Here is a 16271-nt window from a genome sequence, read left to right as displayed (position 1 = left end):
GCGACACGACATAAGCTAATGCTCATAAGGTATTTAACGATCGTTTTTTATATCCATTAGTATCGCCTTCATTCCATGTTTTACCGCTCGATCCCTTTCTTTTTATCCGCACCTTGAAGGCGCCGCCATGCAGCTTTTGACACTTCCCCCATCGCCCGCCCTCGCCACCTCCATCCGTGCCACCGCCCAGGTGTTCGAAGACCCGAAATCCAAGGCGTTGCTGGCCCATCTCGAACAGGTCGCGCCCAGCGAAGCCAGTGTGTTGATCATCGGCGAAACCGGCACTGGCAAGGAGTTGGTCGCGCGCCATATCCACAACCTCAGCGCAAGACGCAACAAGCCGTTCGTGGCCGTCAACTGCGGCGCGTTCTCCGAGTCGCTAGTGGAAGCCGAACTGTTCGGCCACGAAAAAGGCGCGTTCACCGGTGCCCTGGCGGCAAAGGCCGGGTGGTTCGAGGAGGCCAACGGCGGGACCTTGTTTCTCGATGAAATCGGCGACCTGCCGATGCCCATTCAGGTGAAGCTGCTGCGCGTGCTGCAGGAGCGTGAAGTGGTGCGCCTGGGTTCGCGCAAGAGCATTCCGATCAATGTGCGAGTCCTGGCGGCAACCAACGTGCTGCTGGAAAAGGCGATCAATGCCGGCCACTTCCGCGAAGACCTCTATTACCGCCTGGATGTGGTCAGTCTGGAACTGGTGCCGCTGCGCGAACGGCCTGGCGATATCATTCCGCTGACCCGGCATTTCCTCGAGGTTTACTGCAAACGCCTGGGTTACGAACGCGCCACACTGTCGGCCGAAGCCGAGCACAAGCTGCGCCACTACAGCTGGCCGGGCAACATTCGCGAACTGGAAAACGTCATTCATCACACCTTGCTGATCTGCCGCAACGGCGTGATCGAGCGCGATGACCTGCGCCTGTCGAACATGCGCATCGAGCGCGCCGATGACAGTCCGGCGGTGGACGATTCGGTGGAGGCGTCACTGGATCGGCTGTTCCAGCGGCTGTTCGACGAGCAGGTCGGCGACCTGCACGAGAAGGTCGAGGATGCCCTGCTGCGTTCGGCCTATCGGTTCAGCCATTGCAACCAGGTGCACACCGCCAACCTGCTCGGCCTGAGCCGCAACGTCACCCGCACGCGGCTGATCAAGATGGGCGAGCTGGCGGTGAACAAAAGGCGGTCGGTGGCGGATCAACCAGAGGTGCGGGCTCTCCGTTTGTCGATCTGAGGGTTTTGTAGGGACCGTGTGATAAGTGGATGACTGGGCAGACGCGAACCTGTGGGAGCGGGTCTCTGCCCGCGAAGAAATCGCTGCGGTGGTTCAGGAGTACCGCGGTGGATTCTTCGCGGGCAGAGACCCGCTCCCACAGGGGGGTGTGTACGCGCTCAAAAAAGCCCGGAGGTCGGGGGCGGTGTGCCCTTGAGCTGCCAGGTGCCGACTGCCGCGGCTTTCCAGTCGCGGGGGTTGTGATTGGCCACGGTGCGGGCGTTGCGCCAGTGCCGGTCCAGGTTATGGCCGCGCCCGGTCGTGGAGGCGCCGCCCACATCGAACACCCGTTCCGCCGCCTTGAGCGCGCATTCGGCGGCGATGTATTGCGCCTGCGCCACCTCGATCGCGGCCTCGTCCACCGCTGCCGGATCGAGTCCCGCCGCCCAGGCGCGATCGATCGCTTCGGCAGCCTTGAGCACCACCGCCTCCGCGGTGTAGGCGCGCGCCGAAATCTCGCCCACGCTCAACGCCACATAAGGATCATCCACCGACTGCTCGGCGCTGCTGTGCTTGATCGGACGCGCATGATGGCGTGCGAACGCCACCGCATCGTTCAACGCGTTGCGGGCGATTCCGGCCTGCACCGACGCCAGGAACACCTGCAGGAACGGCGTCACCAGGGTACGCTTGCCCTCCTCCACCGTGCGCGTGCGAACCTCGTGGGCATAGACCTGCACGTTGTCCAGCCGCGTCGTGCCACTGGCTGTGAGGCGCTGGCCCATGGCGTCGAAATCATCCAGCAGCACCAGCCCTTCGCGGTCGCGGGGCAGGATGAACGACAGCGGCTGGTCGTGCTCGTCCAGCGCCACCGCGCTGATCCAGTCGGCGTACAGCGAACCGGTGCTGTAGAACTTGCTGCCATTGGCCCGGTAGTGATCACCTTCGCGCACGATGCGGGCGCTGATGGCACCGTTGGCACCGCCTACTTCCCAACCGGCGTTGCCCAGCACCGCGCCTTGCAGGTAACGGGCGAACCAGAGCTGACGCTCCTGCTCGGCGCCTTCGGCCCGAGACACCAGCAGCCCTTCGATGAACGCGAAGCCGGGACGCAAGGCCTGGGCGACATTTGAGTCCACCGAGGCGATGCGCACCAGCAGGCCGATGACGTCCTTCACCGAGCCGCCAGGGCCGCCATAGCGGGTGGGGATGCGCAGGGTATAGAGCAACGCTTGGGCGATCTGTGCGACGGCCTCGTACGGCAGTTGCCGGTCGCGCTCGCGCGCAGCGGCGCCTGCCGCGATGGCCGGCAGCAACTGCTCGGCACGTGCCAGCAATTGCGCCACGCTCAGCGGCGCTACGGGTGAAGGGGAAGGCGTGACGTTGGCAGCATGAGTCATGAAGGGTTCCTGTCTGGAAATGGATGGAAGGAGCAGCGCGACGCCTTCAAATGGCAATCTTCCACAAGCGGGATTCATCGAACAGCAGCACGGCGTTTTCCGGCTCCAATGGGGGTACCTGCAACGACACGCCAGCGCTGGGCAGGCGTGGCACGGCGCCGAGCAGGCGTTGGGTGTACGGGTGCTGCGGCGACTCGAACAACTGCTCGACCGGCGCATGCTCGACCACCTGACCATGACGCATCACCAGCACCTCGTCGCTGACATGACGGATGACGCCCAGGTCATGGGAAATGAACAGGTAGGCCAGGCCCAGTTCGGCTTGCAGGTCGGCGAGCAGGTCCAGCACCTGGGCCTGGACCGAGACGTCCAACGCCGATACCGGCTCGTCGCAGACAATCACCTTGGGGTTGCTGGCAATGGCTCGGGCAATCGCCACCCGCTGGCGCTGGCCACCGGAGAGTTGCAGGGGCCGTCGCGTTGCCAGCTCGGCAGGCAAGCGCACCTGCTGCAGCAAATGACGAATACGAGGCGCTTGATCAGGCGCTGCGACGCCGGCCACGTCCAACGCATCGGCGAGAATCTGCCCGACGCTCCAGCGCGGGTCGAACGAACTGAGCGGGTCCTGATAGATCACGCTGATGTCGCGCCGCAGCGCCCGGCGCTGGCTTTCGGCGACCCGTGCGTCGGCGCTGCCGTTCCAGGGATGATCGAGCAAGCGCACCTGGCCGTCGTCCGTTTCGAGCAGTCCCAAGGCCATGCGCGCCACGGTGGTCTTGCCCGAACCGGATTCACCGACGATGCCCAGGGTCTGGCCGGCGCGCAGCTCGAAGTCGACGCCGTCGACCACCTGGCGCACCTGCTGGTCAGGCCCGACATAGCGCTTGCCCAGGCCACGGGCGTGCAACAGCACGGGCTGATCGAGCCGTGGCGCGCGGGCAAGCGTGGCGGCAGGTTGACCAGGGCTGAGGCGAGTACCGCGCTCATGCTCCGCCGGAACCGCATCGAGCAGGCTGCGGGTGTAGGGATGGCGCGGCGCGGTCAGCACCTGGTGCATGCTGCCCTGCTCCACCACTTCACCGTGCTGCAACACCAGCACCTCGTCGGCCAGTTGCGCGACCACCGCCAGATCGTGACTGATGATCAACAACGAACTGCCCTGGGCCTTGATCCCCTGCAATACACCAAGAATCTGCGCTTGCACGGTGGCGTCCAATGCGGTGGTCGGCTCGTCAGCGATCACCAGGCCTGGATCAAGCGCCAGGGCGCTGGCGATCAACGCGCGCTGACGCAGTCCGCCGGACAATTCTCCCGAGCGCTGTCGGGCGCGCAGGGCGGGTTCCGGCACCCCGACCCGTTCCAGCAATTGCAGCATCCGCGCGGCACGGGAAGCACGATCGCCCCAACCATGGGTCTGCAGCACTTCGAGAATTTCCTTGCCGACCGGCCGCAGCGGATCGAGCGAAACCAGGGCATCCTGCAACACGAAACCGATGTCCTTGCCGCGTACTCGACGCCACTGGCGGTCGCTCAAGGCCAGCAAATCGAGATCACCGTATTGCAGGCGCCGCGCCCGCACCTGTGCGCCCTCTCCGGCCAGGCCGATCAGGCTGCGCGCGGTAACGCTCTTTCCCGAGCCGGATTCGCCGACCAGGGCCAGGGTCTTGCCCGGTTCCAGGGTGAACGACAGGTTGCGCACCACGTTTTGCCCGGCGAACTCCACGCTCAGGCCTTCGACGATCAGCGTCTTGTGGCTCATGTCAGGCGGCCCTCCAGGCGTTGTTGCAGATAGCGACCGGCGACGGTGGTCGACAAGGTGGTGAGTACGATGAACAGTCCAGGGAAAAACGTCAGCCACCAGGCGTTGGCAATGAAGTCGCGACCCATGGACAGCATAGTGCCCCACTCCGGCGTGGGCGGCCGCGCTCCCAAGCCGAGGAAGCTCAGCGCCGAGGCCCAGACGATGGCCTGCCCCACACCCATGGTCAGGGTGACGATCAGCGGGCGCATGGCGTTGGGCAGCAGCTGTCGCCAGATGATGCGTCGAGTCGGGTGGCCCAGGGCGCGGGCCGCTTCGATGTAACCGGCGTTGCGCACCGCCAGCACCTGCCCACGGACCATCCGCGCATACCCCGGCGCGGCGCCCAGGCCGGTGGCGATGATCAACGGGCCGATGCCGCTGCCGAAGATGGCCACGAACAGCAACGCCAGAACCAGGCTGGGAAAGGCGAACAGGATTTCCAGCAACCAGCCCACACCGCGGTCGGTGCGCAGCCCGCCCAGGCCGCCGAGCAGGCCGAGAACAATGGCGATGCTCATCGCCAGCGCCGTCGCCGCCAGGCCGACGAACAGCGACAGGCGCGCGCCGTGGATCACCCGTGAGTAGATGTCGCGACCGGACTGGTCAGTGCCGAACCAGTGTGCCCAACCGGGCGGATGAAAAGCGTCGCGCGGAACGATGGCCAGGGGGTCGCCGTGCGCGAACAGCTGCGGTGCCAGTGCGGCCACGATCACCACCGCCAGGAAACCGATGGCCAGGCTCGCACCCAGACGGATCCGACGCGGTCGACGTTGAGTGCGCAGCGGCAGCGCCGGGCTTTCCAGAATCAGATCGCTCATGCCAGGGTTTCCTTCTGCCGTGGGTCGATCCACTGGTACACCAGGTCGACCAGAATGTTGGCCAGCACATAACCGGCCGCGACCACCAGGCTGATGCCGATGGTCAATGGCAAGTCCTGCAACTGCACCGCTTGATACAACTGACGGCCCAGCCCCCTGCGGGAAAAGATCACTTCGATCACCACTGCGCCGCTGATCAGCGCGCCGATCGCCCATCCGGACAACGACACGCCGGGCAGCACGGCATGCCGCAGTGCGTGCTTGAAGCGTACCGCCGCGTCGCTCAGGCCACGGGTGCGCGCGGTCAGCACGAAGGGCTGATCCAGGGTCAGTTCCAGGGATTCGCGGGTCACCTGGCCAATGAAGCCGGCCAGCGGCACCGCCAGCGCGATCGTCGGGAGCACCAGGGTCCGCCAGCCGTCGCTGCCCGCCGGTGGGAACAGGCGCAAGCCGAAGGCGAACACCGCCAGCAGCACGATGCCCAGCCAGAAATGCGGAAGGGCCGCGCACAGGGTTTCAGCCAGGGACGCCAGGCGCCCGACCCAGCTGCGGCGGCCGGCGGTGAACACGGTCAGGGCCAGCACCAGCAGCCAGGCCAGCACCAGTGCGCTCAAGGTCAGCTCCAGGGTCGGCCCGGCCTGCTCGGCCAGTACCCGCGTAACCGGCATGTGCTGGGAATAAGAAACCCCCAGGTCGCCCTGCACCAGGCGCACCAGATACAGCCCGTACTGGACCGCCAGGGGCCGATCCAGGCCGTACTCGCGGGTGACCTCGGCGACGGTCTCCGGGGTCGGGTTGCCGCTGGGTCCACCCAGGATGGCCTGTACCGGATCGCCCGGCATCAAACGAAGGGCGAAGAAGGTCAGCGTGGCGACGGCCCACAACACCAGCAGCCCACCGCCCAGGCGCACGGCGGCGCGGCGGCCCAGACGAATCAAGCGCTGGCGGCGGGGGTCCGGCGACGAAACGGTTACAGGTGTGGTGGTCATTTGTTCACCCAGGCGTCATAGAGGTAGGTCACCGCCAGCGAGGTTTCCAGACGAACCCCCTGGGTCGTCTTGTAGATGCCCAGCCGGGTGCTTTGTGGGTAGGTGGTCAGTTGCAGGTACTGGCTGGAGGCGACGGCCTGCGCCTGGTGGTACAACGCCTGGCGTTGGCTGGGGTCTTGGGTGGCCAGAGCCTGTTGCACCAGCTCGTCGAATTGCGGATCGCTGAAGCCTGCGGTGTTCTGGTGATAGCCGCCCACCCCAGCAGGCTGGATGAACGCGCTGCTGAAGATGATCCGCAGCACGTCGGCGGTGTTGGTGTTCCAGTAGCCGACGCGGATGTCGTAATCCCAATCGGCCTGGCGCTTGGTCGCCTGCACATCGCTCATCTGCTCCATGATCAGCTCGATGCCGGCTTGCCGCGTGGTGGCCTGCACCTGCTCCCACAGGGTGAATTCCGACGGCGGCGTGCGATTGCCCAGCACCACCGTCACCTGCAGGCGCTTGCCGTCCTTGAGGCGATAGCCCTCCTCGTCACGGCCGGTCCAGCCGGCCTCGTCGAGCAGTTGGGCGGCGCGCGCCGGGTCGTAATCCTGGGCGTGTTCGAAGTCGGGGCTGTAGAAGCGGGTGGCTTTGCTCAACGGACCACCGGCGCGAGGAAACTCGCCGAAGTAGACGCTTTTCAAGGCACCGTCGATGTCGGCGCTGCGCACGAAGGCTTCACGCACCTTGATATCGTTGAACGGCGCGCGGCGGATATTCAGCGTGCCGTTGGTAGGGTTGCCGGGGCGCTGGGCAATGATCAGTTGCAGGTCCGGGTTGCGGCGGGCCGCTTCGTGGGACTCGGGCGGCAGGACTTCGATCACGTCCACTTCACCGGCCTGCAGTGACGCGAACCGCACGGAAGGCTCCTGGATGAACTTCCAGACGATGCGATCCAGGTACGCAGGCCCCTGATGCTGGGCCGTGGGCGGCGCCGAGTTGTAGTGCGGGTTGCGTTCGAGCACCACCTGGCTTTGCCGGTCCCAGCGCGCCACCTTGAACGGGCCGGTGCCGACCGGGCTTTCGCAGTTGACGTCGCGCGGACGCAGCAGGGCCTGGGGCGATTCGATACCGAGGAAGCCCTGGGCCAGCACTTCCAGAAACGCCGCGTAGGGTGTGGCCAGGTGCACCTGAGCGGTGTAGGTGTCGAGCACATCGGTGCGTTGGTACTGACGGATGTAGCCGCCCGCGGTGCTCGACTGGGTCTTGGGGTTGGCCATATGGTCGAGGTTGGCCTTGACCGCTGCGGCGTTGAACGGCGTGCCGTCGGTGAAGCGCACGTCATCGCGCAGGTGGAAGGTGTAGGTCAGGCCATCGGGCGAAATGTCCCAGCTGTTTGCCAGCCAAGGTCCGATACGCCCCTCGGCGTCCATCGACACCAGCGAGTCGAGGACTTGCTGGGCGAGAAACACTTGCGGCATGTCGCCGGCGACGTGCGGGTCCAGGCAGGTCGGTTCGCGGTCGGTGGCATAAATCAGCGTGCCGCCGCTGACCGGGGTTTCGGTGCGTGCCGCAGCGGTGGGATGGTTGTCACAACCGCTCAACAGGAAGCTGACGGCTAACAAACTGGCCCAAGCGATACCACCATGGGGTGTTGCAGAAGAACGCGGATGAATGTCTGGCATGGGTCGGGCTGCGCCTTGTGTCGATGCTGAAGCTCACAAGGGGTGATTGCACAAGCCATGCCGACTGCCCCACCCCGCAGTTGCGGGGCTTTGCGGGTTTTGCTGGATGGACTGACGGGGCAGTTTGTTGAAGGGGTGTTGGCTGGCGGACAGTTGTCGGGGAGAAGCTGTCTCTGTGTTGCAGATCCGGTTTCATCGGTGAATCGAAAACCGTCTTCGCGGGCAGAGACCCGCTCCCACAGTGATGCGGATGAGTTTCGTCCTGTGAGATCAGGGCGGGCGACGAGCCCTCTGCCCGCGAAGGGCCCGGCCTTCCCACCTGGGCAGGGCGTACTCATACCAATGTGGGAGCGGGTCTCTGCCCGCGAAAGGGCCTGGCCTGCCTGCCGCGTTCACTCAGACCCACACAGCATCCCAGAGCGGATAGTCGCCCAAACGCTCGACCAGCCCAGCCCGCAGCGGATTGGCCACCACATACCGCGCAGCGGCCACGACGTTCTCTTCGCGCCGCAATGCGCGGTCATGGAAACTCGTTTGCCAGAGTGGTCCGGCGCGGCCGGTGTGCCGGTTGAAAGACCTCGCAGAACGAGATTTCACCTCGCGGATCACGTTCGCCAGCGAGCTGGAGTGCAACTCGATCAGCCAGTGCAAGTGGTCGGGCATCAGTACCCAGGCCAGCGAGGTGACACGCCCACTGGCCTGTGCCCGCCGTAGTTCGGTGACAACGTGCCGACCCAATGACCAGTCGAGGAAAACAGGCTGGCGTGCGAGCACGACGGTGGTGAGAAGGTACGGACGTCCAGGCTCGGAATATCGGCCAAGACGCAGGCTTTTCGAGGTGTAGTTCGGCATGCCAGGCTCTTTGAAGAAACCTGGAATGTATAGGGTTAGTGATGCTCGGGAACGGGTTGATAATCACTGGATGTGTCGTGGCCGAGGACGCTTTCGCGGGCAGAGACCCGCTCCCACATGGGCCGGGCGTGATCGGTGCGGTATGGCTGTGGGATGCAGGTAATGGCTACTGGATGTGTCTTGGCCGAGGGCGCTTTCGCGGGCAGAGACCCGCTCCCACATGGGCYGGGCGTGATCGGTGCGGTATGGCTGTGGGATGCAGGTAATGGCTACTGGATGTGTTGTGGCCGAGGACGCTTTCGCGGGCAGAGACCCGCTCCCACATGGGCTGGGCGATGCATGGGGTTTGGCTGTGGGATGCAGGGTAATGACTACTGCATGTGTTGTGGCCGAGGGCGCTTTCGCGGGCAGAGACCCGCTCCCACAGGGGTGCGGGGGAGTTTCATCCCTGTGGGAGCGGGTCTCTGCCCGCGAAGGGGCCTGGCCTGCTTAGCGCGCTCCCACCGGACTACGCCAACGCCAGCTCCTCGTCGTACGGGTTCTGGGCCTGGCGGCTCCAGAGGCGGAAGTACTGGCCCTGCTGGGCCAGCAGGTCGTCGTGGGAGCCGTCTTCGATGATGCGGCCGTCTTCGAACACCAGGATGCGGTCCAGGTGGGCAACCGTCGACAGCCGGTGGGCGACGACGATCACGGTCTTGTCCTGCATGATTTCGTCGAGCTTTTCCTGGATGAACCGTTCGGTGATCGAGTCCAGCGCCGAAGTCGCCTCGTCCATCACCAGAATGGGCGCGTTCTTGAGCAACACCCGGGCGATGGCGATGCGTTGGCGTTGGCCACCGGAAAGCTTCACGCCACGTTCACCCACCAGCGACTCGGCGCCCTGGTCCATGCCGTCGATGAACGCGCTCGCACCGGCGCGATGGATGGCCTGGGCCAGTTCCTGGGGGCTGGCATCCAGGCGACCGTAGTTGATGTTTTCGGCGATGCTGCGGTGAAACAGGCCTGGCTCCTGAGGGATCAGGCCGATCTGCTGATGCAGTGAATGCTGGGTCACCCTGCGCACATCCTGGCCGTCGATCAACACCTGCCCTTGATTGACGTCGTACAAACGCAGCAGCAGGTTGAGCAGCGACGACTTGCCCGAGCCGGAAGTGCCGACCAGGCCAACCCGCTGTCCCGCCGGGATGGACAACTGCAGATGCTCGAACACCGGCTTCTGCGGCGAATAACCAAAGCTTACATCGCGAAACTCGATGGCCCCGCGCACCGCGGCGAGCGGCTGCGCATCGGGCTCGTCCACCACTTCATGGGGGCGGATCAAGGTGCGCACGCCGTTGGCGATGTTGCCGGTGGCCTCGAAGAAATCCAGGAAGCGCCGCGACAGGTTGGCGACGTCGGTGATGATCAACAGCGACAGGCTGGTGGCCATCACGAAAGTCGCGATGTCGATACTGCCCAGGCGCCAGAGGTACAGCGCGATCAGCAGCATGCCGACCTTGAGCGACATTCCGCAGATCGACTGGAACCAGCGGATTTTTTCCATGTAGCCGAACGAGCGGCCGGCGGCCTTCAGCTCGCGGTCCAGGTAATCGCCCAGGTAGCGATGTTCGAACGAATGCCGGGCGAACAGGCGGATGTTGGTCAGGTTGGACACCGCATCCACCACCTTGCCGTTGCTGGTGCTGCGCGCCGCCGAGTATTGCTGGGACAGCGGGTGACTGCGCTTGGCCAGGAAATAGCAGACGGTGATGAACGCCACCGACCAGCCGAGCATGAACAGCGCCAGCCAGACCGACGCTGTGGCCAATACCGCCACGGCCAGGGTCAGGGTGACCAGCAGCGGAATCAGGTCGAACAGCAACAGCGCCAGCGCCTGGCCCACGCCCATGGAGACTTCGGAGATCTTGTGCGCCAGGGCACCGGCGAATTCGCTGCTGACGAAGCGATGGGAGTGGCGCTGCAGGTAGGCGTAGACCGCGTGGGTCACGGTGCGCCGTTGCAGTGGCAAGACGCGGATATGCGCGCCGGTGGCGCCGCGGGTACACAGCACTTCGAGCACCAGCAGGCCGGCGAACAGCAGCAGCGGCCGGCCCAGACTTTGCCAGTCCAGATTGGCCGCGCTGGCGGTGCTGACCACGCGGGTGATCTGCCCCAGCACCCAGGGCACCAGCACCGTGCAGGTCACTGCCACTACCTGCAAAAGCAGGATCGCCAGGTACCAACCGCGGAAATGGCCGACGAAGAAACGGGCGAAGGCGAAAGGCGTCTCCGGCAGCGAGTGGATGTTCCAGCTGCGCAGGGCGTGTTGACGTTCCTTGTACGAGGGTTTCAAACGGTAGTCTCCAAGTGTCAGCGGCGCGGGCCGCGGTTGGGGTGTTGCGTTTCTACTGGTGCACCGCGTATACCGCCGACGCGGCTTGCGCCGCTGCTACAGAGGAACGCGTGGATCGTGCGTCCGGTTTGGCGAGCGGACCGTGTAGCAGCGGCGCAAGCCGCGTCCGGTGTGCCGAGCGGATCGTGTAGCGGCTCGGCTCAGATCGCCAGGGGTAGATAGGTCAGCGCACGCAGGGCGCCGGTCTGCAGGGTCGGTACGGCGCTGAGCAAGGCTTGGGTGTAAGGGTGTTGCGGGCGGTCGAGGACTTGTCGCACCGCGCCCGCCTCCACCACCTCGCCATCCTTCATCACCAGTACATGGTCACTGACGTGGTTGATCACCCCCAGGTCGTGGGAAATGAACAGGCACGCCAGCCCCAGCCGATTCTTGAGATCGTCGAGCAATTCCAGAATCTGCGCCTGTACCGACACGTCCAGCGCCGACACCGGCTCGTCACACACCAGAATCTGCGGCTCGGCCGCCAGCGCGCGGGCAATCGCGATACGCTGGCGTTGCCCTCCGGACAACTCGATGGGTCGCCGATCGATTACCGCAGCGTCCATCTTCACCAGCGCCAGCAAGTGCTGGGCCCGGCTCTCCCACGTCGCACGGGGATGACCCGCCACCTGCAACGCTTCGAACAGCACCTTTTGCACCGTGTAGCGCGGATCGAACGAGCTCAGCGGATCCTGGAATACCACCTGAATGTTGTGCCGAGCCTTCGCCTGCTGGGCGTTGTCGAGATCGGACCAGCGCTGGCCGTTGATCCACACCTGGCCGCTGTCGGGACGTTCCAGCCCCAGGATCATGCGCGTGAGTGTGGTCTTGCCCGAGCCGGATTCGCCGACGACACCCAAGGTCCGACCACGCTCCAGGCGCAGGGATACATCCGCGACCACCCTGCGCACCCGCCCGTCCGGACCTGGGAACGACTTGCTCAGGTGTTCGGCGCGAAGCAGAACTTCGCCGGTTTGGGGCACCTCGGCATTGGCCGCCGCGTCACCGTAGGCGCGGCGAAAGTGCACCGCGGTACCGGCTGCCAGCAGGCTCTGGGTATAGGGATGGCGAGGATCGCGCAGGATCTGGTCGACACTGCCCTGCTCCACGATCACCCCGTGCTGCATCACCGCAATGCGTGTGGCCAGGCGTGCGACCACTGCCAGGTCATGGCTGACAATGAGCATGGCCGTGTCTGCCCCGCGCAGCGATTCGAGCAGGCTCATGACTTGCGCCTGAACGGTGGCGTCCAGCGCCGTGGTGGGCTCGTCGGCGATCAGCAGGCGCGGGTTGCAGGCGATGGCTGAGGCGATCAAGGCACGCTGGCGCAAGCCACCCGACAACTGGCCCGGGTGCTGGCGCGCACGCAGTTCCGGCTCGGGAACGCCGACCGAGCGCAACAGCTCGATGACCCGCGCATCGCGCTGCTGGCGCTTCAGGTCGGTGTGCAGGCGCAGCGGCTCGGCGATCTCCTGGCCGACCCGCCGCAGCGGGTCCAGGGAACCCAGCGCATCCTGCATGACGAAGCCCAACTGGGCGCCGCGCAGTTGCAGCCAGTCCTTCTCGCGCAGCGCGCGCAGATCCCGCCCGGCGAATGACAAGCGCTCGGCGCGGACCTGAGCGTGCGCCCCTGTCAGCCCGGCCAGGGTACGCGAGGTCACGCTCTTGCCCGAACCGGATTCGCCCACCAGCGCCAGGCATTCACCGGCGCGCAACTGAAAGCTGATGTCGCGGATCACCGGCTGCGCCTGGCCGGCGAAAGCGACGTGCAGATCCTGTACATCAAGCACCGGCAGCGCTGGCTGGACAATGGCATTCATAAGCGTTTTCCTTCGCTGCGACGCAGCAGTTCACGGCCGATGGCGGTGATCGAAATGACGGTGAAGGTGATCGCCAGCGCCGGCCAGGCGACCAGCCACCAGGCGTTGGCGAGGAAGTTGCGGCCGATGGCGAGCATGGTCCCCCACTCCGGCGCAGGCGGCGGCGCACCAAAACCGAGGAAGCTCAACGCAGCGCCTGCGGTAATGTTGCCGCCAATGCCGATGGTGGCCAGGATCAACACCGGCTTGATCGCATTGGGCAGCACGTGTCGCCCGATCACCGCGGCGCGCCCCAGGCCCAGGGTAGTCGCCGCTTCCACGTAACCTGCGCCACGCACCACCTGAGTTTGCGCGCGCACCAGGCGGGCGTAGCGCGGCACGCTGGCGATGCCGACGGCGATGATCAGGTTCAAGGTGCCCTGGCCGAAGAAAGTGATGATCACCAGCGCCAGCAGCAGATCGGGGAATGCCAGCAGCACGTCCACGCTGCGCATGACCGCCGCGTCCAGCCAGCGTGGACCCAAGCCTGCGACCAGGCCCAGCAAGGTGCCCAGTGCCAGCCCCATGGCCGTGGCCGCCAGGCCCAGCAGCAGCGAAGGCCGCACGCCGTGGATCAGGCGGCTGAGTACATCGCGGCCATTCTCGTCGGTGCCCAGCCAGTGCAACGCATCGGGCGCGCGATACGCCTGGCGCGCCACGGCATCGAGCGGGTCGATCGACGTCAACAGGCCTGGGGCGATGGCCGCCACCACCAGCAGCAGCACGAAGGCGCCGGCCAGCACCAGGCCTGGGCGCAACCGGGTGCGGGTGCGCCGACGGCCGATGCCGGCGTCCAGTGTGCCCGCCGGGACCGGGCCCAGCATCGTGGGCGATGAACTGATTGCCATGGACGATTCTCCGTACGGCGAGCGCCGATCAAGGCGCCGGGTTGGGGGTCGCGCGATGGATCTCGGCGATCTTGTCCAGCAGGGTCGGGGTGAATTCGATGTCCAGCGCACTGAAGTTGTCCTGCAACTGCGCCTCGCTCGTTTGCCCGGTCAGCACGCTGCTGACGAATGGCTGCCGGGCGACGAAGCCCAGGGCCAGTTGCGCAGGCGTATAGCCGTAGTCTTTGGCCAACTGCACGTAGGCGGCGATGGCGCGGCTGGCCGACTCGCTGTCGTAGCGGTTGAAGGTGCGGTACACCGAGGTCAAACGCGAACCCTGCGGTCGCGCGCCGTTCAGGTATTTGCCGGTGAGGGTGCCGAACGCCAGTGGCGAATAGGCCAGCAACCCTACCCCTTCGCGATGGCTGAACTCCGACAGCCCGCCTTCGTACAACCGGTTCAACAGGCTGTAGGGGTTCTGCACACTGGCAATGCGCGGCAGCCCGCGTTGCTCGGCCTGTTGGAGAAAGCGCGCCACGCCCCAGGGTGTCTCGTTGGAGACACCGATGTGACGGATCTTGCCGGCCTTGACCAGTTCGCCGAGCACCTCCAGGGTTTCTTCGATGGCAACGCTGCCACTGTCGTCGACATAGGGGTATTCACGTTGACCGAAGATATTGGTGGTGCGATCGGGCCAATGCAGCTGGTAGAGGTCCAGGTAATCGGTGTGCAGACGCTTGAGGCTGCCTTCCAGCGCGGCGGTGATGTTGGCACGGTCGTGGCGGGTCAAACCGTCGCGGATGTGGCCGCCGGTGCCCGGCTGGCGCGGTGGGCCGATGATCTTGCTGGCCAGCACGATGTCGGCACGACGCCCGCTGCGTTGCAGCCAGGTGCCGATGAAGCGCTCGGTGCTGCCCCAGGTATCGGCATGGGTCGGTGTGGGATACATCTCTGCGGTGTCGATCAGATTGACGCCGTGCGCCAGGGCCAGGTCCAGTTGCCGATGGGCGTCCTGCTCGCTGTTCTGATGCCCCCAGGTCATGGTGCCCAGGCCGAGCAGGCTGACGTTGAGGTCGGTGTTGCCAAGGGTGCGATATTTCATGGTTCGAATCGGTCCGTTGCAGGCGAGAGAGGTTCAGGCGCTGTGTGCGTACTGGCTGGCCGGATACGGCAGGCCCAGGTGATCGCGCAGGGTGTGGCCGCTGTATTCGTGGCGGAACACGCCGCGCTGGCGCAGCAGCGGCACCACTTCATCGACGAAGATCTCGACGCCGGAGGGAAACATGTCCGGCATGATGTTGAAGCCGTCGGCGGCACCGGCCAGAAACCAGTGTTCCAGGGTGTCGGCGACCTGCTCCGGGGTGCCGACCAGCAGGCGATGGCCGACCAGAATGCGCCGCGACAGTTGGCGGATGCTGAGGTTTTCCCGACGCGCCAGGTTCAGCTGGGCTTCGAGAAACCCGTGCGAGCCGCGTTCGAACGAGGCCACCGGGCCGATCTTGTCCCAAGGCAATGGTGCGTCGGGGTCCAGCTCGGCCACGCTCAGGCCGACGCGGGCCGCCACCTGATACAGCAAGCCTTCTTCGCCGTGGAAATCGTTGAGCCGATCGAAGCGCGCGTGGGCTTCAGCCTCGGTACTGCCGATCACCGTCGACAGGCCCGGCATGATCTTCAGGTGCGCCGGATTGCGCCCCCACTGCCGGGCGCGGTGTTTCATTTCCTGATAGAAGCCCTGGCCGTCTTCCAGGGTGGTCTGGGTGGTGAAAATCGCATCGGCGTAGCGCGAGCCCAGCGCCTTGCCACCTTCGGAGGAGCCGGCCTGCACCAGCACCGGTCGGCCCTGGGGCGAGCGCGGCAGGTTGAGCGGGCCCTTGACCGAAAAGTGCTCGCCGACGAAGTTGGGTGTATGCACCTTGGCCGGGTCGGCGAAACGGCCGCTGGCGGCATCACCGATGATCGCGTCGTCTTCCCAGCTGTCCCACAGCTTGAGGGTGATGTCGATGAATTCGTCGGCGCGGGCGTAGCGGTCCACGTGCAGCGGCGCGCCGGCCAAGCCGAAGTTCTGCGCGGCGGCATCGCCGGCGTTGGTCACCACGTTCCAGGCCGCCCGGCCGCCGCTGATGTGGTCCAGCGAAGAGAAGCGCCGCGCCAGGTTGAACGGATCGTTGTAGGTGCTGGACGCGGTGGCGATCACCCCGATGCGTTGAGTGGCCAGCGCCACGGCGGTCAGCAGTACCGTGGGCTCCAGGCGACCGGCCGGGTGCTGCGCCACGTCGCCGCCCAGCGCCGGACCGTCGGCGAGGAAGATCGCATCCAGCGTGCCGCGTTCGGAGATGCGCGCGATGTTGCAGTAATACTCGGCGTCCAGATAGGCATTGGCCGGCACCTCCCCCGCCCGCCAGGCGGCTGCGTGGGCGCCGAAGCCGAGGATGTTCATGCCGATGCTCATTTGCGGTTTGGGACTCATGGCGGTTCCTTGGAAA

General features: G+C 65.6%; 12 protein-coding genes. 1 reads left to right on the top strand and 11 read right to left on the bottom strand.

Translation table 11 applies throughout. The annotated features are described in order from the left end of the window. Positions 1-127: 127 nt before the first annotated feature. On the top strand, positions 128-1228 hold the full coding sequence (locus ASF66_RS01545) for a sigma-54 interaction domain-containing protein (protein ID WP_056842441.1): 1101 nt from the start codon (positions 128-130) through the stop codon (positions 1226-1228). Between the two features lie 158 nt (positions 1229-1386). Here ASF66_RS01545 and ASF66_RS01540 read toward each other — a convergent pair whose 3' ends face one another. The 11 genes from ASF66_RS01540 to ASF66_RS01490 all read right to left on the bottom strand — a co-directional run bounded on the left by ASF66_RS01540 (position 1387) and on the right by ASF66_RS01490 (position 16255). After that, a complete protein-coding gene (locus tag ASF66_RS01540) occupies positions 1387-2607 on the bottom strand; it encodes an acyl-CoA dehydrogenase family protein (protein ID WP_056842440.1) in 1221 nt (406 codons plus the stop codon). Positions 2608-2653: 46 nt separating this feature from the next. Next, positions 2654-4366, bottom strand: a complete 1713-nt coding sequence (locus tag ASF66_RS01535) for a dipeptide ABC transporter ATP-binding protein (RefSeq protein ID WP_056842439.1) — start codon at positions 4364-4366, stop codon at positions 2654-2656. Then, positions 4363-5226: an ABC transporter permease gene (locus ASF66_RS01530; RefSeq protein WP_056842438.1), complete on the bottom strand. Its 864-nt coding sequence runs from the start codon at positions 5224-5226 to the stop codon at positions 4363-4365. The genes ASF66_RS01535 and ASF66_RS01530 overlap by 4 nt, the downstream gene beginning before the upstream one ends. Beyond that, positions 5223-6215 (bottom strand): ABC transporter permease, encoded by a 993-nt coding sequence (locus ASF66_RS01525; RefSeq protein ID WP_056842437.1) that lies wholly within the window; start codon positions 6213-6215, stop codon positions 5223-5225. Before ASF66_RS01525 ends, ASF66_RS01530 begins: the two co-directional genes overlap by 4 nt. Continuing rightward, positions 6212-7879, bottom strand: a complete 1668-nt coding sequence (locus ASF66_RS01520) for an ABC transporter substrate-binding protein (RefSeq protein WP_082484379.1) — start codon at positions 7877-7879, stop codon at positions 6212-6214. Before ASF66_RS01520 ends, ASF66_RS01525 begins: the two co-directional genes overlap by 4 nt. A gap of 396 nt (positions 7880-8275) precedes the next feature. Further along, positions 8276-8731 carry an REP-associated tyrosine transposase gene (locus ASF66_RS01515; protein ID WP_056842436.1) on the bottom strand — a complete coding sequence of 152 codons (456 nt, stop codon included), beginning with the start codon at positions 8729-8731 and terminating at the stop codon, positions 8276-8278. Between the two features lie 508 nt (positions 8732-9239). Further along, a complete protein-coding gene (locus ASF66_RS01510) occupies positions 9240-11063 on the bottom strand; it encodes an ABC transporter ATP-binding protein (protein WP_236707032.1) in 1824 nt (607 codons plus the stop codon). Between the two features lie 200 nt (positions 11064-11263). Then, entirely contained in the window at positions 11264-12922 is a 1659-nt protein-coding gene (locus ASF66_RS01505) for a dipeptide ABC transporter ATP-binding protein (RefSeq protein WP_056842435.1), read from the bottom strand. After that, positions 12919-13785: an ABC transporter permease gene (locus tag ASF66_RS01500; RefSeq protein WP_056843396.1), complete on the bottom strand. Its 867-nt coding sequence runs from the start codon at positions 13783-13785 to the stop codon at positions 12919-12921. Before ASF66_RS01500 ends, ASF66_RS01505 begins: the two co-directional genes overlap by 4 nt. Positions 13786-13837: 52 nt before the next feature. Then, positions 13838-14890 carry an NADP(H)-dependent aldo-keto reductase gene (locus ASF66_RS01495; protein WP_056842434.1) on the bottom strand — a complete coding sequence of 351 codons (1053 nt, stop codon included), beginning with the start codon at positions 14888-14890 and terminating at the stop codon, positions 13838-13840. A 33-nt stretch (positions 14891-14923) separates the two neighbouring features. Beyond that, positions 14924-16255: an LLM class flavin-dependent oxidoreductase gene (locus tag ASF66_RS01490; protein WP_056842433.1), complete on the bottom strand. Its 1332-nt coding sequence runs from the start codon at positions 16253-16255 to the stop codon at positions 14924-14926. Positions 16256-16271 lie beyond the last annotated feature (16 nt).

Source organism: Pseudomonas sp. Leaf129 (genome assembly GCF_001423465.1).
In the GTDB taxonomy this organism is placed as follows: Bacteria; Pseudomonadota; Gammaproteobacteria; order Pseudomonadales; family Pseudomonadaceae; genus Aquipseudomonas; species Aquipseudomonas coleopterorum.
This window is presented reverse-complemented; position numbering and strand designations above follow the sequence as displayed.

Bases quoted from the DNA above. Each gene is read 5' to 3' on its own strand.
- ASF66_RS01545 (WP_056842441.1), top strand. From the start codon at position 128: ATGCAGCTTTTGACACTTCCCCCATCGCCCGCCCTCGCCACCTCCATC.
- ASF66_RS01540 (WP_056842440.1), bottom strand. From the start codon at position 2,607: ATGACTCATGCTGCCAACGTCACGCCTTCCCCTTCACCCGTAGCGCCG.
- ASF66_RS01535 (WP_056842439.1), bottom strand. From the start codon at position 4,366: ATGAGCCACAAGACGCTGATCGTCGAAGGCCTGAGCGTGGAGTTCGCC.
- ASF66_RS01530 (WP_056842438.1), bottom strand. From the start codon at position 5,226: ATGAGCGATCTGATTCTGGAAAGCCCGGCGCTGCCGCTGCGCACTCAA.
- ASF66_RS01525 (WP_056842437.1), bottom strand. From the start codon at position 6,215: ATGACCACCACACCTGTAACCGTTTCGTCGCCGGACCCCCGCCGCCAG.
- ASF66_RS01520 (WP_082484379.1), bottom strand. From the start codon at position 7,879: ATGCCAGACATTCATCCGCGTTCTTCTGCAACACCCCATGGTGGTATC.
- ASF66_RS01515 (WP_056842436.1), bottom strand. From the start codon at position 8,731: ATGCCGAACTACACCTCGAAAAGCCTGCGTCTTGGCCGATATTCCGAG.
- ASF66_RS01505 (WP_056842435.1), bottom strand. From the start codon at position 12,922: ATGAATGCCATTGTCCAGCCAGCGCTGCCGGTGCTTGATGTACAGGAT.
- ASF66_RS01500 (WP_056843396.1), bottom strand. From the start codon at position 13,785: ATGCTGGGCCCGGTCCCGGCGGGCACACTGGACGCCGGCATCGGCCGT.
- ASF66_RS01495 (WP_056842434.1), bottom strand. From the start codon at position 14,890: ATGAAATATCGCACCCTTGGCAACACCGACCTCAACGTCAGCCTGCTC.
- ASF66_RS01490 (WP_056842433.1), bottom strand. From the start codon at position 16,255: ATGAGTCCCAAACCGCAAATGAGCATCGGCATGAACATCCTCGGCTTC.